At 68.3% G+C, this 20,515-nt stretch carries 19 protein-coding genes; 9 read left to right on the top strand and 10 right to left on the bottom strand.

The features are described from left to right. The first annotated feature begins 5 nt into the window (after nucleotides 1–5). From rpsP to rplS, 4 genes are all read left to right on the top strand, one after another. Nucleotides 6–371 (top strand): 30S ribosomal protein S16, encoded by a 366-nt coding sequence (gene rpsP, locus AZC_RS20280; protein ID WP_012172472.1) that lies wholly within the window; start codon nucleotides 6–8, stop codon nucleotides 369–371. Between the two features lie 161 nt (nucleotides 372–532). Continuing rightward, the gene (rimM, locus tag AZC_RS20285; RefSeq protein WP_012172473.1) at nucleotides 533–1,066 is read left to right on the top strand and encodes a ribosome maturation factor RimM; all 534 of its coding nucleotides are present in this window, start codon (nucleotides 533–535) and stop codon (nucleotides 1,064–1,066) included. A gap of 52 nt (nucleotides 1,067–1,118) precedes the next feature. After that, nucleotides 1,119–1,811, top strand: coding sequence for a tRNA (guanosine(37)-N1)-methyltransferase TrmD (trmD, locus tag AZC_RS20290; RefSeq protein ID WP_012172474.1), 693 nt, complete (start codon nucleotides 1,119–1,121; stop codon nucleotides 1,809–1,811). 172 nt (nucleotides 1,812–1,983) lie between these two features. Further along, entirely contained in the window at nucleotides 1,984–2,379 is a 396-nt protein-coding gene (rplS, locus tag AZC_RS20295; protein WP_012172475.1) for a 50S ribosomal protein L19, read from the top strand. 77 nt (nucleotides 2,380–2,456) lie between these two features. On the opposite strand, the gene AZC_RS20300 is transcribed toward rplS, so the two are convergent. The 10 genes from AZC_RS20300 to AZC_RS20345 form a co-directional block, all read right to left on the bottom strand. After that, the gene (locus AZC_RS20300; protein ID WP_012172476.1) at nucleotides 2,457–3,362 is read right to left on the bottom strand and encodes a hypothetical protein; all 906 of its coding nucleotides are present in this window, start codon (nucleotides 3,360–3,362) and stop codon (nucleotides 2,457–2,459) included. 30 nt (nucleotides 3,363–3,392) lie between these two features. After that, entirely contained in the window at nucleotides 3,393–4,370 is a 978-nt protein-coding gene (locus AZC_RS20305) for a glutathione S-transferase family protein (RefSeq protein WP_012172477.1), read from the bottom strand. A gap of 28 nt (nucleotides 4,371–4,398) precedes the next feature. Next, nucleotides 4,399–6,156: an ArnT family glycosyltransferase gene (locus AZC_RS20310; protein WP_012172478.1), complete on the bottom strand. Its 1,758-nt coding sequence runs from the start codon at nucleotides 6,154–6,156 to the stop codon at nucleotides 4,399–4,401. 140 nt (nucleotides 6,157–6,296) lie between these two features. Further along, entirely contained in the window at nucleotides 6,297–7,469 is a 1,173-nt protein-coding gene (locus AZC_RS20315; protein ID WP_043879645.1) for a DegT/DnrJ/EryC1/StrS family aminotransferase, read from the bottom strand. Between the two features lie 98 nt (nucleotides 7,470–7,567). Next, a complete protein-coding gene (locus AZC_RS20320; RefSeq protein ID WP_012172480.1) occupies nucleotides 7,568–8,557 on the bottom strand; it encodes a Gfo/Idh/MocA family protein in 990 nt (329 codons plus the stop codon). A gap of 242 nt (nucleotides 8,558–8,799) precedes the next feature. Continuing rightward, nucleotides 8,800–9,435: an outer membrane protein gene (locus AZC_RS20325; RefSeq protein WP_043879646.1), complete on the bottom strand. Its 636-nt coding sequence runs from the start codon at nucleotides 9,433–9,435 to the stop codon at nucleotides 8,800–8,802. A gap of 335 nt (nucleotides 9,436–9,770) precedes the next feature. Beyond that, nucleotides 9,771–10,469, bottom strand: a complete 699-nt coding sequence (locus AZC_RS20330) for an outer membrane protein (protein ID WP_012172482.1) — start codon at nucleotides 10,467–10,469, stop codon at nucleotides 9,771–9,773. A gap of 211 nt (nucleotides 10,470–10,680) precedes the next feature. Next, nucleotides 10,681–11,289, bottom strand: a complete 609-nt coding sequence (locus AZC_RS20335; RefSeq protein WP_012172483.1) for an outer membrane protein — start codon at nucleotides 11,287–11,289, stop codon at nucleotides 10,681–10,683. A 117-nt stretch (nucleotides 11,290–11,406) separates the two neighbouring features. After that, on the bottom strand, nucleotides 11,407–12,828 hold the full coding sequence (locus tag AZC_RS20340) for a mechanosensitive ion channel family protein (RefSeq protein ID WP_012172484.1): 1,422 nt from the start codon (nucleotides 12,826–12,828) through the stop codon (nucleotides 11,407–11,409). A gap of 7 nt (nucleotides 12,829–12,835) precedes the next feature. Then, the gene (locus tag AZC_RS20345) at nucleotides 12,836–14,983 is read right to left on the bottom strand and encodes an adenylate/guanylate cyclase domain-containing protein (protein ID WP_043879647.1); all 2,148 of its coding nucleotides are present in this window, start codon (nucleotides 14,981–14,983) and stop codon (nucleotides 12,836–12,838) included. Nucleotides 14,984–15,101: 118 nt separating this feature from the next. Here AZC_RS20345 and uvrC point away from each other — a divergent pair, with 118 nt between their 5' ends. The 5 genes from uvrC (at nucleotide 15,102) to AZC_RS20370 (ending at nucleotide 20,468) form a co-directional block, all read left to right on the top strand. Next, complete coding sequence (gene uvrC / locus AZC_RS20350) at nucleotides 15,102–17,258, top strand: excinuclease ABC subunit UvrC (protein WP_012172486.1); 2,157 nt, start codon at nucleotides 15,102–15,104, stop codon at nucleotides 17,256–17,258. A 117-nt stretch (nucleotides 17,259–17,375) separates the two neighbouring features. Continuing rightward, nucleotides 17,376–18,008 carry a CDP-diacylglycerol--glycerol-3-phosphate 3-phosphatidyltransferase gene (gene pgsA, locus AZC_RS20355; RefSeq protein ID WP_012172487.1) on the top strand — a complete coding sequence of 211 codons (633 nt, stop codon included), beginning with the start codon at nucleotides 17,376–17,378 and terminating at the stop codon, nucleotides 18,006–18,008. Next, nucleotides 18,005–18,256 (top strand): molybdopterin converting factor subunit 1, encoded by a 252-nt coding sequence (gene moaD, locus AZC_RS20360; protein WP_012172488.1) that lies wholly within the window; start codon nucleotides 18,005–18,007, stop codon nucleotides 18,254–18,256. The genes pgsA and moaD overlap by 4 nt, the downstream gene beginning before the upstream one ends. Nucleotides 18,257–18,286: 30 nt before the next feature. Next, on the top strand, nucleotides 18,287–18,763 hold the full coding sequence (locus tag AZC_RS20365) for a molybdenum cofactor biosynthesis protein MoaE (protein ID WP_043880566.1): 477 nt from the start codon (nucleotides 18,287–18,289) through the stop codon (nucleotides 18,761–18,763). Nucleotides 18,764–18,911: 148 nt separating this feature from the next. Further along, the gene (locus tag AZC_RS20370) at nucleotides 18,912–20,468 is read left to right on the top strand and encodes a sensor domain-containing diguanylate cyclase (RefSeq protein ID WP_012172490.1); all 1,557 of its coding nucleotides are present in this window, start codon (nucleotides 18,912–18,914) and stop codon (nucleotides 20,466–20,468) included. The last annotated feature ends 47 nt before the right edge of the window (nucleotides 20,469–20,515 follow it).

Consider the following 20,515-nt stretch of genomic DNA (forward strand, 5'->3'; position numbering starts at 1 on the left):
GTCCCATGTCCCTCAAGATCCGTCTCGCCCGCGGCGGCGCCAAGAAGCGTCCCTACTACCGCATCGTTGTGGCCGACGCCCGCTCCCCGCGCGATGGCCGCTTCATCGAGAAGATCGGCACCTTCAACCCGCTGCTGGCCAAGGACGCCGCCGAGCGCGTGACGCTCGACACCGAGAAGGCCAAGGCCTGGCTCGAGAAGGGCGCCCAGCCCACCGACCGCGTGGCCCGCTTCCTCGACGCCGCCGGCCTGCTGAAGCGTGAGGCCCGCAACAACCCGAAGAAGGCCGAGCCCGGCAAGAAGGCTCAGGAGCGCGCCGCCGAGCGTGCCGCCAAGGCTGCCGAGGCCTCCGAGGCCGCTTCCGCCGAGTGATTTCGGCCGAGGGGGTGGGTACGGCTTCGGTCGCGCCTCTGCCCCCTCCCCATCCCTCCCCCGCAAGCGGGAGAGGGAGCCTGTCGCGCCGGCGGCAAAGTTGACGCTTCAGATCCCCCGCCTCACCCGAGGCCGGTTCGCATTTTCGGTATCCGCATTCCATGACAGATCGCATTCTCATCGCCCGCATCGGTGCGCCCCATGGCGTGAAGGGCGAGGTGCGCCTGTTCGCCTTCGGCGAAGACCCGCTGGCGCTGAAGCGCTATCCGCTGACCGACGAGAGCGGCGCCCGCCGCTTCAAGGTCCAGTCCCTGCGGGCGGCCAAGGATCATTTCGTCGCCAGGCTCGAGGGCATCGCCGACCGCAACGCGGCCGAGGCCCTGACCAATACCGACCTCTTCGTGCCCCGTGACGCCCTGCCCGCGGCTGAGGACGAGGACACCTTCTACCACGCTGATCTCATGGGCCTCCGGGTCGAGGATCAGAGCGGCGCGCTGCTCGGCACGGTGCTGGCCATGCACGATTTCGGCGCCGGCGACGTGCTCGAATACACGCCCGAAGGCGGCGGGCGCACGCTGCTGCTGCCCTTCACCAAGGCCGCCGTGCCGGTGGTGGACGTGCCCGGCGGACGCATCGTGGTGGTGCCTGACACCAATCCCGACGAGACTCCGCCCGAGGACGCCGATCAGGCCTGAGCCTGCCCGCCGTCAAGTTGACGGCACGGGCAGGCTCCCCCATTCCTGCGCCATGACCTTCCGCGCCACCGTCCTCACCCTCTATCCCGAGATGTTTCCGGGGCCGCTCGGCCATGCGCTGGCCGGCCGCGCGCTGGCCAACGGGCTGTGGGCGCTGGAGGCGGTGCAGATTCGCGACCATGCGCTGGACAAGCACCGCTCGGTGGACGACACGCCGGCCGGCGGCGGGCTCGGCATGGTGATGCGGGCCGATGTGCTCGCCCGCGCCATCGACGCCGTCTCTCCGCCGGACGATCCCCGCCCCCGCCTGCTCATGACCCCGCGCGGGCGCCCGCTGACGCAGGCGCGCGTGCGCGACCTCGCCGCGGGGCCCGGTGCCGTCATCCTCTGCGGGCGGTTCGAGGGGGTGGACGAGCGCATCATCCCCGGCCGCAATCTGGAAGAAGTGTGCGTGGGCGACGTGGTGCTCTCCGGCGGCGAGGCAGCGGCTCTGCTGACGCTGGATGCCTGCGTGCGGCTGATCCCCGGCGTCATGGGCAAGACCGAGAGCGGAGCGGAGGAGAGCTTCTCCGACGGCCTGCTCGAATATCCCCAATACACCCGCCCGCAGCTCTTCGAGGGCGCTAGCATCCCCGAGGTTCTCACCTCCGGTGATCACGCCAAGATCGCCGCCTGGCGCCGGGCGCAGGCGCTCGCCGTCACCCGCGAGCGCCGGCCGGACCTTCTCGCCAAGGCGGAAAAGTGAGGCTGCGCGCCGCGTCCGGTGGGGAAGATGACGCTGCCATGAAGGAAAGGGCATGACATCTGCCCCTTTCTCCTGTATGTGAGCGCGTCCCTTAACTTACAACGACACGATGTGGCGCCGGGGCACGGCCGGAGACGGCTTATTCCCGAAGCGCTGCTAGAGGTTGGCGACAATGAACATCATTCAGCAGCTTGAGGCCGAACAGGCCGCCCGCCTTTCCGAAACCAAGACGATCCCGGAATTCCAGCCCGGCGACACCGTCATCGTCAACGTGAAGGTGGTTGAAGGCGAGCGCACCCGCGTTCAGGCCTATGAGGGCGTGTGCATCGCCCGCAACGGCGGCGGCCTCAACGAGAACTTCGTGGTCCGCAAGATTTCCTACGGCGAGGGCGTGGAGCGCGTGTTCCCGATCTACTCGCCGCTGATCGACAGCATCAAGGTGGTGCGTCGCGGTAAGGTGCGTCGCGCCAAGCTCTATTACCTGCGCGACCGTCGCGGCAAGTCCGCCCGTATCGCCGAGCGCACCGACGACCGCGCGAAGAAGGCCAAGGCGACCGCCGCCGAGTGAGGCGCCGTTTCCTTCTGACGATTTCAGCCGCCGGGTTCGCCCGGCGGCTTTTTTATTGGCCGCGTGGGCGCCTGAGATCAGTCCGTCGCCGTTTCCAGCAACCGGGCGAGAAGCCCCTCCGGGTCCGCATCATAGGCCGCGCGCACGGTGGCGAGCGCCCGCGCCCCCCCGCCGCGATGACCGGCGCCGCCCACATGCAGCCAAGCATCGGCCAGCAGATAGGGCTCGGGCGTTCCCGTGGCGGGATCGGCGATCCAGGCGGTGCGGGTGGTGGCGCGTTCGAGCTGCGCGGGATCAAGCGTGCGGTAGAGCACGCCCCAGTTCTGCCCGCCGGTGTCCAGCGTCAGCGGCGTATCGGTGCCGAAATCGAGCGGCAGATGGCCGAGCGCGTCGAGATCGAAGACGCTGTAGCCGGGCCACAGATACCAGCCGCCGAAGCGATCTCCGTGCCGCACCATGCCATAGGCCGGCTGACGGGCGACGAGGCCAGGAAGGTCCACCGGGGCCAGCGGCACGAGGTCATGATCCAGCAGCGCGAAGACTTTCGGCGCCACGGGCCGGATGAGGCTGTGCAGCACCCAGTTCAGCGCCACGCCATGGGAGCGCGAACCGTTGCGCGCCCCCTTAAAGGGTGACGGCGGCAGCGGGCAATAAGGAAGCCCGCGCGCGGCGCACAAGGCGGCGATGGCGACGCGGGCCTCCGGCTTGCTGGAATTGTCGCACACCACCAGCGGAATGCCGGGGGCGAAGCGGTCCATGCCGTCCGCCAGCAGGGCGATGGCCTCGGGCAGGTTGAAAGCGATGGTGAAGGCGAGCGCAGGGGCCCGGCTCTCGCGCAGGCGCGCCACCAGCTCCGCCTGCCCGGGCGCGGTGCGGCGGCGATAGGCGCGGTCCACGAGCACGTTGCGCGCCCGCCGCAAGCGATGGAACAGCGGCTCGGCCGCCACCCATTCCTTCAGCGAATAATCCTTCAGCGCGCGCATGGCGCCTTGTGGGAGGCGCCGCCCGCCCCGTCAAGCGGCCGGGCGTTCCACGGGTGCGGTGAAATCCACCTCCGGCCCCACCGGCACGATGCCGCGCGGGTTAATGCCCCGGTGGCTCTCGTAATAATGGTGCTTGATGTGGAAGACATCGACGGTCTCGGCGATGCCCGGCACCTGATAGAGCGCGCGCGTATAGGCCCAGAGCGCCGGATAATCGACGATGCGGCGCACGTTGCACTTGAAGTGGCCCACATAGACGAGATCGAAGCGCAGCAGCGTCGTCCAGAGCCGCCAGTCCGCCTCCGTCTGCCGGTCGCCCATGAGATAGGGCTGGCGGGACAGGCGCTCCTCCAGCCAGTCCAGCGTCTCGAACAAAGGCGCCAGCGCTTCCTCATAGGCCGCCTGCGTGGTGGCAAAGCCGCAGCGATAAACGCCGTTGTTCAGCGTCTTGTAGACGCGGTCGTTCACCGCATCGATCTCCGCCCGCAGCTCGGCCGGATAATAGTCGCCGGGCTTGGCGCCGACGCCATCGAAGGCGGAATTCAGCATGCGGATGATGTCGGCGGATTCGTTATTGACGATCTGCCGGGTCTGTTTGTCCCATAGCACCGGCACGGTCACGCGGCCGCTATAAGCAGCATCCGAGCGCGCATAGAGCTCGTGCATGCGGGTCACGCCCTCGTTGGGATCGGGGATCACGCCCGGGCCGGGATGGAAGGTCCACCCCTCCTCCGCCATCAGCCAGTGGGTGACGGAAAAGGAGATGGCGTCCTCCAGACCTTTCAGGGTCCGGAAGATCATCGCCCGGTGCGCCCAGGGGCAGGCGCGGGCGATATAGAGATGGTAGCGGCCCGGCTCGGCCTTGAAGCCACCCGCGCCCATGGGGCCGGGGCTGCCGTCCGCCGTCACCCAGTGCCGCAGCACGGAATCGGGCCGGGTGAAGCGACCGCCCGCGTCGGTGGGGAAATCTTCCTGTCCGTGCCAGACCCCATCCACCATCCGACCCATCTGGCTTCTCCTTCCGCCTGTTGCGGTTTCAGTTCGCCTTGTCAGCCATGATGCGGGCCGCAAGATCCTTCATGTCCGGCGTCCGGTCGCCGTTGCCCGTGAGCTCGTAAAGCCGGACCTCGCCCCGCGCGTCCGCACGCGGATAGCTGGCGATCAGCCGGAAGCGCTCTGGGAAGGCCGCGATGGCCTCCTCGAGCTGCCGGTCGTGCGGGAGCGCCTGCGCAGCCGCCGAGGTATCGACGACCACATGGCCGACGCCCACCGCATCGAGCTGCCGCAGGAGATCCGCCGCATCCTTGGCCAACGGCCGATAGGAGGTTGCGTTCCAGTCGGTGCGCGCCAGCATCTTGGTTCCACGCAGAACGATGATGCGCCGGGCACGGTCCTGCTGGCCGATGGTGGAGATGAAGGCCCCCTCCCCCATGGCATCGGACCCCACCAGCACCAGCGGATTGTCCGGACGTCCCGCAAGGAAGGCTTCGGCGGCCGCGCCCATGCCGATGGGGCGCTTCTCCACCGGTGTCATGAGCGCCGGCAGGGCCCCGATGAGCAGCACGAGAGCCGCCACGAGCCCCTTGAGCGTCGGCCAGCCGGTGGTCAGCATCCCGAGCAGCCCCGTCGCGCCATAGGCCGCAAGCAGGATGAGCGGCGCCACCACGGGGAGCATGTAGCGCGGGTCGAGGCCCGACGGCATGAGGCAGTGGAAGACGAAGAAGGCGACCGCCAGGGCCACCAGCGCCACCCAGAGATCCGCCTGCGCCCGTCCCCGCCAGCTCCGGACCACAGCGAGCAGCATGCCGACGCCGGCCAGCAGCAGGAGCAGGCCGCCGAGTGCCGCCGAAAGGCCGTCCGCATAAGTGGCAATGGCGAGATCGATAAAGTCCACGCCCGCCTCATACTGGAAGCCGTTCGCCGCCATCTTCGCGGTCATCACCGTCCAGGGGCCGGCGAGCACAAGCACTATGGGCAGCGGCACCCAGAAGCCCCAGCGCAGCATCAGGCGGAAACGCCCGCCGAGCAGCACCACCAGCGGCGGCAGCAGCGCCAGCGCGGCGGCGGTGCCCTTGGTGAGGATCGCAATCGAGGCGATGAGGCCGAAGAGTGCCGCCGGCCCAACCCGCTGCGTGCGCAGGAAGCGCGCATAGGCGAGCGTCGCCAGCAGGGCCAGAAAGGCGACGGGCAGGTCGAGCTGGATCACCAGCATCGCTTGCCGCAGCAGCGGCGCGGCGAGCAGCACCACGCCCACCGCCACGCCCTGAAGCGGCCCAAGCGCGCGCGCCGCCACCCATCCCGTGGTCACGACCAGCAGCGCCGCGAGCAGCGCCGGCAGGAGCAGCGCCACCGGCGTCGTGGGCGGCAAGGCGAGGAAGAGACCGGCCTCCGCGAGATAATAGAGCGGCGGCCAGTGGCCGATCGCCACCTTCGGCAGGTGCAGATAATAGTCGGTGGCGAAGGCGAGCGGATGCTGGGAGAGGCCGCTGCGCAGATAATCCGCGATCATCAGGCCGCTGATGAAGTGGCTCGCCTCGTCCGCATTGTCGGCGGACATCTCCGCGCCATAGCCGCCGAGGGCCCGCTGCTGGAGCGCGACCAGCACAAGGACCAGCGCCACGAGAATGAGGAAGAGAAGAACCTTGAGGGCGCGCGCCGCGGCGTTGCCCTTCCCACCTCGGGCTGCGCCCGTCACGTCCTGCTCCACCACCCGCACGTCCTGCCGCTGCTTCAACCTGAGGGAGACCGCCCGCCCCCGCCACCTCTCTGGCTGGCGCTCGGCGGTCGCGCTCATGCCCCGACTTGTAGAGCCAAAAGCCGCAAACCGGAATCGGCAAACACGCCCGCCCGACGTTGCACGGGAGAAACGAAAAGGGCGCCGCGATCTCTCGCGGCGCCCCTGAACCTCGTCCTACCCGCCTTCGGCGGCGGAAATCACTTGCCGACGGCGCGACGCACGGCGGCGATGATCTTGTCCTGCGTCGCCTCATCGAGATAGGCGTGCATGGGCAGGCTGATGACCTCGGCGCAGAGACCCTCGGCCACCGGCAGGCTATCGGCAGCGGCCGGATACTGCGCATAGGCCGGCTGGCGGTGCATAGCGATGCGGTAATAGACGGCGGTGGGAATGCCCTCCGCCTGAAGCGCCTTCGCCAGCGCATCGCGCACGCCGGGAGCGAAGCGCAGCGTGTACTGCGCCCACACGGAGGAAGCGCGCGGATCGACGAAGGGCACGGTGGCGATGTCGGCGAGCGCCTCATTGTAGCGGCGGGCGACCTTTTCGCGGGCGGCGATCTCGTCCTCGAAGATGGCGAGCTTCTCCAGCAGCACCGCCGCCTGGATGGTGTCGAGGCGCGCGGTCATGCCGATGCGGACATTCTCATACTTGTCCACGCCCTGGCCGTGCTCGCGCACGCTCTTGAGCACGGCAACGAGGTCGGCATCGTCGGTGAGGATGGCACCGCCGTCGCCGTAGCAGCCGAGCGGCTTTGCCGGGAAGAAGGAGGTGGCGGTGGCATCGCCGATGGAGCCGGTGCGCTTGTTGTTCCAGGTGCCGCCGAAGCCCTGCGCGGTGTCGCACAGCACCTTGAGGCCGTGCCGGGCGGCGATCGGCAGGATCGCGTCATAGTCGGCCGGCTGGCCGAACAGATCGACCGGGATCACCACCTTGGGGGTGAGGCCCTTTTCCTTGGCGACCGCAATGGCCTGCTCAAGGCTCGCCGGGTCCATGTTGAAGGTATCCGCCTTCACGTCCACGAACACCGGGGTCGCGCCCACCCACGGCACCACTTCGGCGGTGGCGCAGAAGGTGAAGGCCGGGCAGAAGACCGCATCGCCCGCGCCGATGCCCCAGGCCATCAGCAGCATGGCCAGCGCATCCGTGCCGCTGGAGCACGAGACCGCATATTTGGCGCCGGCGAAGGCGGCGAGCTCGGCCTCGAACTTCGTCACTTCCGGCCCGTTCACGAAGCGGCAGCTGTCCAGCACCGCCTGCACCGCCTGGTCCACCTTCGGTCCGAGACGGGCTTTCTGGGCGGCGAGGTCGATGAAGGGGATGGGCTGGGCGAAAGCCGGCGCCGGATGAAGCTGGGCAGCGGTCGAGGTCATGGGCACACGTTCCTGGCAGGCCGCGCGCAGAGGCGCGGGGCGATCGGCATGGACAAGCGGAGCCGAAGGCCCCGCGTCTGGTATGAAGGCGCCCGGCCTCAGCCGGCGCGCCGCACCTTGGCGCGGGCGGCCGCCTCCACCCGCTCGGTGAGGCAGGAGATGGCGATCTCCAGGCTCGCAACGCCCTCCTCGCCCGACACCGGCGGCGTGCCGCCCGTGCGGACCGCATCGAGGAAGTGCGTGAGTTCGGTGCGCAGGGGCTCCGCATAGGCCACGGGAAGATGGCGCATGGAATAGGAGCCGTCCGGGCGATAGTCGAAGCACTCGGTCACCTGCCGGGTCAGCAGGTCACCGATGACGTATTTCTTGCGGGTGGCCACATGCACCGTGCGCGCCTTGAAGGGCGTCAGCCAGTTGGTGTTGATATGGGCCAGCACGCCGGAGGCGGTGCGGAACTGGAGCAACGCGATGTCCTCGCGCTCGGCCATGGCGCTGGAGGTCTGCGGCTGCACCTCGACGATGTCCGAGCCGGTGAACCAGCGGATGAGGTCGATGTCATGCACGGCGAGGTCGATGACCACGCCCACGTTCGACATGCGCGGCGGGAACGGACCGACGCGGGTGATGGCGATGGAGAGGAGTTCCTCGCCCTCGATGGCCTTCTTCACCGCCTGCACGGCGGGATTGAAGCGCTCCACATGGCCGACCATGAGCGTCACGCCCTTGGCCCTGGCGGCGGCAACGATCTCGCGCCCCTGCTCCACGGTGGAGGCCACCGGCTTTTCCACCAGCACCGAGCAGCCGGCATTGATGACATCGAGCGCCACGGAATGGTGGAGATGGGTCGGGGCGGCGACGATCACCGCATCGAGACCCAGTTCCAGCAGACCGTGATGATCGCTCACCGCCTGACAGCCGAGCACCTCGGCCACGCGGCCGGCCTGCGCCGTGTCCGGATCGGCCACCGCCACCAGCTCCGCACCTGGCAGTTCCGCCAGAACGCGGGCGTGGTTGGAGCCCATGATGCCAATGCCGGTGACGCCGACGCGAAGGGGACGCGCCACGGAGGCCGCCGAATCACGAGCCATTTCAGCCCTCTTGCCTACTGAACTTCGGCTGCGCTCCTATCATGGGGGGGCGGGCCAAAGCGAGGCGCCACATCAATTCCGCGACGTTTCGCCGTTCAAGAATTACGTCCGCGTGTTACCGCGCCGCCACAAGCGGGCCGGATCCTGCGGGAAAGCAAAAGGGGCGCGGCTCGCGCCACGCCCCCTCATCACGACCCCCGTCGCGCCGGACGCGGGACCTGCCCGCGTGCTGTTCCGATGCGTCAGAACTTGTAGTTGACGCCGAGCCGCGCCGTTGACGCGGCGACCCCGGCCTCGCCGAGCGCCTTGTAATCGGCCTTGCCGAGATCGGTGTAGAGATACTCGGCGCGGGCGGTCCAATTGTTGGTGAGGGCGTATTCCACGCCGCCGCCCACCGTCCAGCCCGTGAGGGTCTGGGACTGGCTCGTGCCGAAGTCGGTGATCTTGTTGTTGCCCCAGGCAAAGCCGCCGGTGACATAGGGCAGCACGCGGTCCACCGCATACCCCAGACGGGCGCGGACGGTGCCGAAGGATTCGAGCTTGCTGGACACCGGGCCGTTGCCGGCGCTGATGCCGCCGCCCTGCACGTCCGCCTCGAGGCCCACCAGCATGTTGTTCTGGAACTGGTAGTTGTAGCCGACCTGACCGCCGCCGAACCATCCGTCGGGATCGAGGCCGAGCGCATCCGCGCTGCCCTTGCCCGAGCCCCACGCATAGCCGGTGTTGGCGCCGATATAGAATCCCGTCCAGGAGAAGACCGGCGGCGCACTCACGGCGCTCGCCGGCATCGCGGGGGCCGGCCGGGACAGATCGGCCGCCATGGCGGGCGCAGCGAACAGCAGGCTCGCCAGCGCTCCCGTGACCAGAACCGATTTCATCACGCTCTACCCTTCACTTGAAAACCCATTTCCCTTCGTATCGCCCGCGAGACGGGCGAGGGCATGGCACGGTGTGGGCAAAGCGATGGCAGGGGGCAGATGGCCGAATAGCGGCAGCGCGGACGTGGCGGTGCCTTAGATAGCGGACCCGAGAGGTAAGGCGCGCGATATCGGCAACACCTGTTGCATATCGGCCGAAAGGGGTGGCAGCACCTTACGGCAGCCAGGGAACCTCCGGCGCGCCCCGGGGAAAGCGAGGACCAAATGCGGCAGAGTCGGGGCAATAAAAAACCCCGGGCTTTCGCCCGGGGTTCTCGTCACCGGAAAGGTCCGGATCAGAACTTGTAGTTCACGCGAGCGCGCAGGACGCTCATGTTGAACGAGGTGTCCAGCGAGGTCAGGTTCGGGAACAGGTAGTTGTTGCCACCCAGATCCACGTACAGGTACTCGAGGCCAGCCGTGATGTTGTTGGTGACGGCGTACTCGAAGCCCGCGCCGATGGTCCAGCCCCAGTTCGTGGAGGAGGTGCCGACACCGTAGATGTTGCCGTAGTCGACATGGCCCCAAGCCGCACCACCGGTGATGTAGGGCAGGAACTTGTCGAAGGCGTAGCCGAGACGGGCGCGGACGGTGCCGAAGTAGTCGAGCGAGCCGTTGATCGTCTGGCCGGCGAGCGGGCCGTTCACGGCGACGCCGGAGCTGCCGATGCCGGTCCAGTCGATGTCAGCTTCGATGCCGACCACGACGTTGTTGGCGAACTGGTAGTTGTAGCCGATCTGGCCACCGCCCAGCCAGTCGTCCTGACCGCCGACGGAGTAGCTGTAGGGCAGGCCCGTGCGGGTGTTGCCGTGGAAGTCCGTGGAGCCCCAGGCGTAACCGACGTTGGCGCCGATGTAGAAGCCGGTCCAGGAGAACACGGGCACGACCGGCGCAATGGCCTTGACGGGGTACTTGGTGGCGAGGTCAGCCGCAGAGGCGGCGCCGCAGCCGAGGAGAGCCAGGGCCGACACCCCGGCGAGAGCGCGCTTCAACATGGGAACACCTTTTGTGTTTTTCGACGAAGAACCAGTGAGGCGGACCATACATCGGGTTCGCCGCCCCGTCTGTCACCCTAGCGCAACACCTCCTTTTGAAAGCACGGCAAAATTGCGGCAGGGGTTCCAGATCGCGACACAATTGCAGCCGACGCCACGAAAAAAGCCTTCTGTTTTCAAGATTTCCGCGGCGTCGACTGACGTTAAGAGACTAGAAACGATAGTTCACACCTGCGCGAAGAACGCTTGTGTCATAGCTCACGTTGGTGGGGCCGACCCAGGTGCCATAGGTCGAGTTGCCTAGATCGACGTACATATATTCTGCACGCGCGCTCCAATTGCGGTCGATTGCATATTCCGCACCGGCACCCAGAGCCCAGCCGTAGGAGGTCTGGCTGTTGCTGAGACCGAACACCTGGTAGGAGCCCTTGCCATAGGCGAAGCCGGCGGTGCCGTAGATGAGGACGCGGTCGAAGGCGAAGCCCGCGCGGGCCCGCACCGTGCCGATATAGTCTTGGCTGTAATTGCCGTCGTTCATGCCGGCCCAGTCGAAGTCGGTCTCGAGACCGAGCACGATGGGCGATCCGGCCATCTGAAGATTGTAGCCGGCCTGCAGGCCGCCCAGGAATCCCTTCGGGGAATCGGCGCCCGCCGAGCCCCAGCCGTAGCCGATGTTTCCGCCGACGTAGAATCCGGTCCAGGAGGCAGGCGCGGCCGCCGCCGGTGCATAGCCATAGCTGTTGCCGTAGCTGAGATCGGCTGCCGCCACGGGGCTCGCCGCCAGCGTCGCGGCCAAGGCCGCGATGATGCGGGTCTTCATGGAACTCTCCTCATTGCGGACGGGAGGGGGTCGTCCCGCCTTGCAGCGAGTAAGGCTTCCAAAGGCAAAGGAAGTGTCGCCGCTCCGCTTCGGCCTGCGAAGCTGGTGAAGAGAGTCTTAAGCGGCCGCGCCGCCGTTGCCTGCCAGCGAGTCGGCGAGCGCGGCGGTGCGCGCCTCGACGATCATGTCCACCCTCTGGGCCAGCGCCGGGTGGCGCTCCAGCAGGCGCTCCATGGCGGTCACCGGCACTTCCAGCAGATGAACCTCGCTCTCCGCGAGAACCTCCACGGACGAGGGCGTGCCGCGGAAGGCATCACGGGTGGCATAGAGCGCGCCATCCGCGAGGCGCTCCACCACCCCGCCGGCCGGCAGGCTCACCCGCGCCGCGCCGGACAGCAGCACCAGGAAATAGGGGGCCGCCTCCCCCGCCCGCAGGATGATCTCGCCCGCCGCATAGAGGCGCAGGCGCGCGTCCACCGCCACGACACGCAGGTCGTCGCTCACCGCACCGAAAGCGCCGGTGCCGGCGAGCGCCGCAAGACGGGTCTGCGGGGTGTCGGTGCCATAAAGCTCTTCCGCGCTCACGCCCTCGGCCACGGAGACGCCGTGGCGCTGGCCGACGTACCAGAGCCGGTGCAGGAAGGCGTCGCGCGCCTTCACCACCTGGCTGGCATCGGCCACCGGGAAGGACACGCCATAGACGATGGCCGTGCCGCCCAGTTGCTTGACGCGGCAGGCAACGGCATTGGCGTCGAGCAATTGCGGCACGTCCCGTGCCGCCTCCAGCAGGAGGGCCTTGGCTTCCGCCGGCGCGGTGCCGGGCGGCAGGGACACGTCGGTTGCGACCGACACCGACTGCCGGGCGCGGGTGATGCGAAGCGAAGCGCTGGACATGTTGGCGCTCGGCACCACGATGCGCTCCCCGGAGAGGGTCTCCACCGTGATGGCCCGCCAGTCGATCTGCACCACCTTGGCCGGCGTGCCGTCGATCTGCAGCCAATCGCCGAGATTGAAGTGGCGGCCGGAGAAGACGATCACGCCCGCCACGAGCCCGCCGATGACGTTCTGAAGCGCGAGGCCCAGCACCACCGAGCCGATGCCGAGCGCCCCGAGCAGGCTGCCGAGGTCCACGTCCCAGATGGTGGACACGATGATGGCCGCGCCGATGGCCACCACCGCGGACGAGCCGAGCTCATAGAACAGGCGCGGTGCCGGCAGGCGCCCCACGGTCTCGCTGAAGGCGATGATGAGGCTCTGGAGGATGGTGAAGACGGCGTGCAGCAGCAGGATGCCCACCGCCGTGTCCACGATCTTCACCGTCAGGCCCTCGGGCGGCAAGTGCAGCAGTTCGTGGACGATGATCCAGACGGCGCCTGCCGGCACCACGATCATCTGCAGTGCCTTGATCGGCCGGCGCGCCGCCGAGTCCGGCCCGGCGAAACGCCGCGTCAGCTCGATGAGAAGAACCGTGAGGAGCGGAAAGCCGAGGACGATCAGGATCGTCCACGGCACCTCTTGGGCGATCTGCGCGCTGAGCATCGCCGCCTCACCGGCTCTCGGCGGCGGGCGCAGGCGCGGCCGGGCGCTGCCACGTGGCGACCGGCGTGTCATCGAACAGCGTGATCTCCGCCTTGGGCTCGAAGCCCTCGCGCACGCTCAACTGCTGGAAGACCGCCTCCGTCACCCGCACGGTGCCCGGCTCGGCGTCGAAGACGATGCGCCGGGCTTCCAGCATGGTGGCGCCCCACACGTCGTAAAGCATGCGGTGGCGGCCGACGATGCCCACCTCCACGTCGCCGAGCGCGACGCCGGCGCGGACCGAGAGTTCGACCTCATAGACCCGCGACAGGCGGTCGAGCGCACCGCTCACCTGCTCCACGAAGGCAAGGCCCCGCTGGGCGGCGTCGAGGCGCGGCGTCGAGAGGCCGCAGGCGGCCATATAGGTTTCGCCGATGGTGCGGATCTTCTCCAGCCCGCCGGCGGTGCACAGCTCGTCCAGATCGCCCACCACGGCATTGACGCGCTCCAGCGTCTCGCCGCTGCCGCCCCGCACCAGCCCCTCGAAACCCTCGATGATGAGGACCACCACGCAGACGTTGCGCACATGCTCGGAGAAGGCGCCCTCGCCATTGCGGATGCGGTCGGCGATGAGGTCGGGATAGAAATTGCGCAGCAGTTGCTCGTACTCGACCGTCTTCTGCTCGATGCGGGCGGAGCGCTCGGCGATCTCGTTGGCCATGGCGTTGAAGGCGCGGGCGAGGTCGGCGAATTCATCGCGCCCCTTCACCGGAATGCGCACGCTCTCGTCGCCCGCCGCCAGCGTGTTGACGCCGGCGAGCACCGCCTGGATGGGGCGGGTGAATACGCTGGCGAGCGCCACCGAGATGGCGGTGAGGATGACCGCCGCCAGCGCCGCCACCACCAGGATGGAGTGGCGCAGGCCGTCCACTGGCGCCAGCGCCTCCGCCTCGTCCTGCTGGGCGACCACGATCCAGTGCAGGCCCTGCACCGCCACCGGCCCCCAGGAGCTCAGGGTGGAGACGCCCCGGTAATCGGCCACGATCTGGGTGTCGGAGCGTCCCTTCTGGCCCTCGCGCGTCGCCTCCGTGCTGACCTTCTGGGCCATGATGGGCGAGTCGAAATGCCTGATGCGCGCGAGCGTCTCCGAACTCACGCCGGTGGCCTCCAGCGCCTTGAAATAGGCCGCCGGGTCCTGGATCAGGAAGCGCGAGGGCGAGCGCATCAGCAGCTCGTTGACGCCGACGAGATAGACCTCGCCCGTGCGTCCCAGCCCGGCCTCTTCCCAATGCCGGTCGTTGGTCATGAGCGCGTTGATCTGCTTGACCGACAGCACGCCGATGACAACGCCCACGAGATTGCCGTCCGAAAAGACCGGCGCCGCGATGAAGGCGGAGGGGCGCAGGCCCGCGGGAATATAAGCGGAGAAGTCCTCCAGCACCGTATGGCCGGGCACCCCGCCGCCCTCGATCACGCGGCTGAAGGCGCGGGCGGCGCCGGAGGTGGAGAGGGACCCGCTCTTCAGGCTGGCGCCGAGATCGGTCCGCTTGGCCACCGTATAGACGATGGTGCCGCTCCGGGTGTCCACCAGCAGGATGTCTTCCAGCGCGTGAGTTTCCACGGCCCGGCGGAAGAAGGGCTGGAAGCGCGCCACCGCATCGTCATAGGCGGCAAGGCCGGAGTCCGCCGGCTGGCCGGTATCCTCCCGCGACACGCCCTCCGTGCCCACCGGATTGGCGTTGCGCGTCACATAGGCGGCCTGAAGCCGCAGGGCGGCCGGGCTCGCCGGCAGAAAGCCGCGCGGCACCAGCGGCGCATCCACGAGCATGGCGAACGAGGGCAGGAACTTGTCCTTGTAATAGGCATCGAGCTCCGGCGTGGGCGTCGCGGACGCGCCGACGCCGGCCCGCAGGTAGGCGGCCGAGAAGGCCTGTATGCCGGCAATGGTCGAGGCATCCTGCGAGATGTCGCTAAAGTCGTCCGAGACGTCCTGGAACCAGTTGACCACCTGCGCCGCCTTGGCGGTGCGCAGGGTGGTGAGCTGGTCGAAGATGCTGGACTTCAGCGTCGTGGTTCCGCTGCGCATGGCGACAAGGCTCGCCGCCACCAGACAGCCGATGCCGCAGATGAGCAGCATGGCCAGAACCTTGGAGCGGATGGACAGGAAACCGAACATGAAGCCCCCCGGCAGGTACCGGGCTGATTGGTAGTAGTTTTTTACGCCTTGTCCATGGATTGGGGGATGCAAAGGCTGGCCTCTGGCCCTCGGCCCGGCGAATCCCTACCTTCCGCCCATGACGAGCCGCCCCCCGAACGACCTGCCCGACACGCCGGACGACGCCGACCTCCTGCCCGAGACCGAGGACGAAGCCTCCCTGCCCCTCGCGGAGGAGAGCGACGAGGCCGAGCCCGCCGAGGGTCCCCTGGCCACGGGCCGCGCCGTCATCGCCCGCGCAGCCAAGCACGCGCCGACAGGACCGGGCGTCTATCGGATGCTGGGGGCGGACGGCACGGTGCTCTATGTGGGCAAGGCCAAGAGCATCAAGAAGCGCATCCTCAGCTACACGCGCCTCGTCGGCCACACCAACCGCATCGCCCGCATGATCGCGGCCACCGCCAGCATGGAGTTCGTCTCCACCGCGACGGAGCCCGAGGCGCTGCTGCTGGAAGCAAACCTCATCAAGCAGCTGAAGCCGCGCTTCAACGTGCTGCTGCGGGACGACAAGTCCTTTCCTTATATCCTCATCACCGCCGACCATCCGGCGCCGCAGATCCTCAAGCATCGCGGCGCCCGCTCGCGGCCGGGCGATTATTACGGGCCGTTCGCCAGCGTCTGGGCGGTGGACCGCACCATCAACGCGCTCCAGCGCGCCTTCCTCCTGCGCTCCTGCTCGGACAGCTATTACGAGAACCGCTCACGCCCCTGCCTGCTCTACCAGATCAAGCGCTGCTCCGGCCCCTGCACCGGTGAGGTGAGCACCACCGATTATGCCGAACTGGTGCGCGAGGCCCGCGCCTTCCTCGCCGGGCGCTCGCGCGCCATCAAGGAGGAACTGGCGAAGGAGATGGAAGCGGCGGCGGAGGAGCTGGAATTCGAGCGCGCCGCCCGCCTGCGCGACCGTCTCGCGGCGCTGTCCGCCGTGCAGGGCAGCCAGGGCATCAACCCCCGCTCGGTAGAAGAGGCGGACGTCTTCGCCTGCCACCAGCAGGGCGGGGCCACCTGCATCGAGGTCTTCTTCTTCCGCACCGGCCAGAACTGGGGCAACCGCGCCTATTATCCCCGCGCCGACCGCTCGCTGGACGAGAAGGACGTGCTCGGCCCCTTCCTCTCGCAATTCTATGAGGACAAGCCCTGCCCGCGCCTCATCCTCTTGAGCCACGAGGTGGAGGAGCAGGATCTCATCGCCGAGGCCCTGTCGCAGAAGGCGGGCTACAAGGTGGAGATCAGCGCGCCCAAGCGGGGCGAGAAGCGCGATCTTGTGGACCACGCGCTCCAGAATGCCCGCGAGGCGCTGGGCCGCAAGCTCGCGGAGACGGCGACGCAGGGCAAGCTGCTGGACGGCGTCGCCGCCGCCTTCAAGCTGGAGAAGCCGCCCCAGCGCATCGAAGTCTATGACAACTCCCACATCATGGGCACCAATGCGGTGGGCGGCATGATCGTCGCGGGGCCGGAAGGCTTCCGCAAAAGCCAGTACCGCAAGTTCAACATCAAGTCCGCCGACCTCGTGCCCGGCGACGATTACGGCATGATGCGCGAGGTGCTGCGCCGCCGCTTCTCCCGCCTGCTGCGGGAAGCCCCGCGCGGTGGGGCGGCGCCTGCGGTGGCCCCGCTGGCGCCAGCTCCGACGGATTTGCCCGCTCCGCCTCCCGCCCCCACCGCCGCCGCGCAGGAGACCTGGCGCACGCGCGGCGAGCCCGGCGAAATCCCGGTCGATCCAGCCCCTCTCCCGCCCACCCCGGCCGAGGTGCAGGAGGCCGCCGACGAGGCCTCGCCTTGGCCTGACCTCGTGCTGATCGACGGCGGCCTCGGCCAGCTCAATGCGGCGCGCGCGGTGATGGACGAGCTCGGCATCACCGACGTGCCGATGGTGGGCATCGCCAAGGGCCTCGACCGCGAGGCGGGGCGCGAGCAGTTCTTCATCCCCGGCCAGCAGCCGTTCCGCATGGAGCCCCGCGATCCGGTGCTCTATTTCATCCAGCGCCTGCGGGACGAAGCCCACCGTTTCGCCATCGGCTCGCACCGGGCGCGGCGGAAGAAGGACATTTCGGATGCCGGCCTTCAGGCCATCCCCGGCGTCGGCCCGACCCGCAAGCGCGCGCTGCTGAGGCACTTCGGTACCCTCAAGGCCATCGAACGGGCCTCGCTCGCCGATCTTGAGCAGGTTCCGGGCGTAAATGCCTCGACGGCACGGGCCATCTACGAGTATTTCCATGATCGCATCGGCGCGTGAGGCGGCCTCGACCCTGCCTGCTTTCGCGCGCACAGTGGCTGCGATGGACGTAACGGCAGGCCTCGAGATTCGAGGCGCGCGGCGTCCCGTGGCAGAACGCACCGAGGCCCGTCCGGCATGGCCGAAGCAGTGACCCGCCCTTCTTCTCCCGCACCGGCGCGGAACCTCGCCTTCTCCGTGCCGAACATTCTCACCTATTCCCGCTGCGCGGCGGTGCCGCTGGTGGCCGCGTGCCTGTTCTGGGCCGACATCCTGCAAGGCGGCCTGTCGCTGCGCTGGGTGGCGCTCGGCCTGTTCATCGCCGCCGCCGTGACGGATTTCTTCGACGGCTATCTCGCCCGCGCCTGGTCGCAGCAGTCGGCCATCGGCCGCATGCTCGATCCCATCGCGGACAAGCTGCTGGTTTCCACCTGCCTCTTGATGCTGGCGTCGGACGGCACCATCCGCGGCTGGTCGCTGTGGGCGGCCATCGTCATCCTGTGCCGCGAGATTCTCGTCTCGGGCCTGCGGGAATTCCTCGCCGAGCTGCGCGTCAGCGTGCCGGTGTCCCGGCTCGCCAAATGGAAGACCACGCTCCAGCTCATCGCCGTCGGCTTCCTGCTGGCGGGCGAGGCAGGCGACCGGCTGATCCATGGCGTGACCTATGCGGGCCTTGCCCTGCTGTGGATCTCCGCCGTGCTCACCCTCTACACGGGCTATGACTATTTCCGGGCCGGCGGGCGCCATCTGGTGTCGGGAGACAATCGGTGAAGGTGCTTTATTTCGCCTGGCTGCGCGAACGTGTGGGGGTTCCGGAGGAAGAGGTGGAGGTGCCCGCCGAGGTGCGCACCGTCTCCGAACTCGCGGCCTTCCTGCGCGCGAAGGGCGGCGGCCATGCCCATGCCTTCGACAATCCGGCCGTGGTGCGCGCCGCTCTCGACCGCAAGCATGTGAAGCCGGATGCGCCCCTCGGCGCGGCACGGGAGATCGCCTTCTTCCCGCCCATGACCGGAGGCTGAGCGGTGAGCGACTCCCCTCCCGCCGACGACCTGTTCGGCGTCCGCGTGCAGGCTGAGGATTTCGACGCCGCCGCAGAGATCGCCGCTCTGGCGCAGGGCCGCACGGACATCGGCGCGGTGGTGACGTTCAGCGGCCTGTGCCGGGCGGACGTCAAGGACGGCCTGCCGCTGGCCGCCCTGCATCTCGAACATTATCCCGGCATGGCAGAAGCCGAGATGGAGCGCATCCTCTACGAGGCCCGCACCCGCTGGCCGCTCTCCGGTGGCCGTGTCGTGCACCGCTTCGGGCGCATCGTGCCCGGCGAGAACATCGTGCTGGTCGTCACCGCCTCGCCCCATCGCGGGGCGGCCTTCGCGGCGGCCGAATTCCTCATGGACTGGCTGAAGACCTCCGCCCCCTTCTGGAAGAAGGAGGAACGCCCCGGCGCGGCCGATGACGGCGCCTGGGTCGAGGCCAAGGACGCGGACGACGACGCCGCCCTGCGCTGGGGCTCGCCTTCGGCCTGAGTCGGGAGACGGCTCAGGAACGGCTTGCAGACCTGATGGTTCGTCAGGCGGAAAAATGCGGCGCCGCTCTAGATTTCGCTGCCGCACAATGCAACGCATGGTATGTTCGCATGCGAGTGAAATGCACGAGTCCGGACCGCCATAAGGCATGCTGAACCCCGATGTGCGACGCACCTATGCGCTGGCCGCGATCTGCGTTGGTGTTTTCCTCTCTTTGGCCGTCGCCGCCTTCCTGCTCTGGGAAAACCGCCGTGAACGCTGGGCCAGCGCGGTGCAGTCCGCGCACAATGTGCTCATCACGCTCACCAGCGACATCAACCGCAATCTGAACATCGTCGACCTGTCCCTCCAGGGGGCACAGGATGCCTTCCTCAAGGCCGACCTCACGACGCTGGACCCCGCCACGCGCAACATGGTGCTGTTCGACCGCGCCCTGAACGCGCGCTACCTCGGCGTCATGCTCATCCTGTCGCCCAGCGGCGACGTGCTCTACGACCTCGGTCACCCCATTCCGCGTCCCGGTAATTTTTCCGATCGCGACTATTTCCTGGTCCAGAAGGACGCGAATCACGCCCCCTATCTGAGCCGTCCGTACAACGCCCGTTTCCGCGACTTTGAACCGAGCGTCGCTCTCAGCCGGCGCATCTCGGGGCCGGACGGGTCGTTCCGGGGCGTCGTCATGGGGGGCATCGGCCTCGAATTCTTCCGCGATCTCTTCGCCAATGTGGATGTGGGTCCGCGCGGCATTGTCAGCCTGGTGCGGGACGACGGGGTGATCGTGATGCGCTGGCCCTCCAGCGATGGGCACGGCGACACCAACCTCGACATCGCCAGCTCCGAAGGGATGCGACGGGTCATGACCGGCGACGGCCAGCCCTTCACCATGGACGGGGCCGTGGACGGGGTGCGCCGGCACTATTTCTACGACCGGGTCGGCCAGTATCCGCTCCGCCTCGTCGTAGCCTTCGCGGTGGATGACGTACTCGCGCCCTGGCGCCGCCAGGCCCTCGCCTTCGGCGCCATCAGCGGCGCATCGAGCCTGCTGATCATCCTGCTGGTGATCGCCTTGCAGCGGGCGCTGCGCAAGGAGCGGCTCGTCTCCGCCCGGCTGGAAAACCTCGCCACGACCGATTGGCTCACCGGGCTCGCCAACCGGCGCAGCTTCGACGAAAATCTCATCATGGCCGGTCGCCGGGCCGCCCGTTCCGGCGCGTCCCTTTCGCTGCTGATGATTGATGCCGACCGCTTCAAGCTTCTCAACGACACCTTCGGCCACGCCAAGGGCGACGAGGTGCTGCACCAGATCGGTGCCGTCATCGCCGCCGCCGCCCGGCGGGCCGATGATGTGGCGGCGCGCTATGGCGGGGAGGAATTCGCCGTCATCCTGCCCGCCACCGGAGCCGCCGGAGCGGCCCGTGTGGCCGAAGGCATCCGCGCCGACATCGAACGGCAGGTCGGCCGCCCGAATATGCCGGTGAGCGTCAGCATCGGCGTCGCCACCGGGCACCTCCTCACCGGGCAGGATGCGGAAGGGCTGCTCGCCGCGGCGGACAAGGCCGTCTACGAAGCAAAGGCGAATGGTCGCAACCGCGTGGCGGTGCGCAACCTCACCGAGACGCCGGATCACCGCCGTCCTCCGGATGCCGGCACTCACGCGGCCGCCGACTACACGTCCGAGGATCCCCGGACCGCTCAGGCGGTCTGATCCATCGCAAGGCGGAGCGTGCCTGCGGCGCTTTCCATCAGGGACAA

It is taken from the genome of Azorhizobium caulinodans ORS 571 (assembly GCF_000010525.1).
Lineage (GTDB): Bacteria > Pseudomonadota > Alphaproteobacteria > Rhizobiales > Xanthobacteraceae > Azorhizobium > Azorhizobium caulinodans.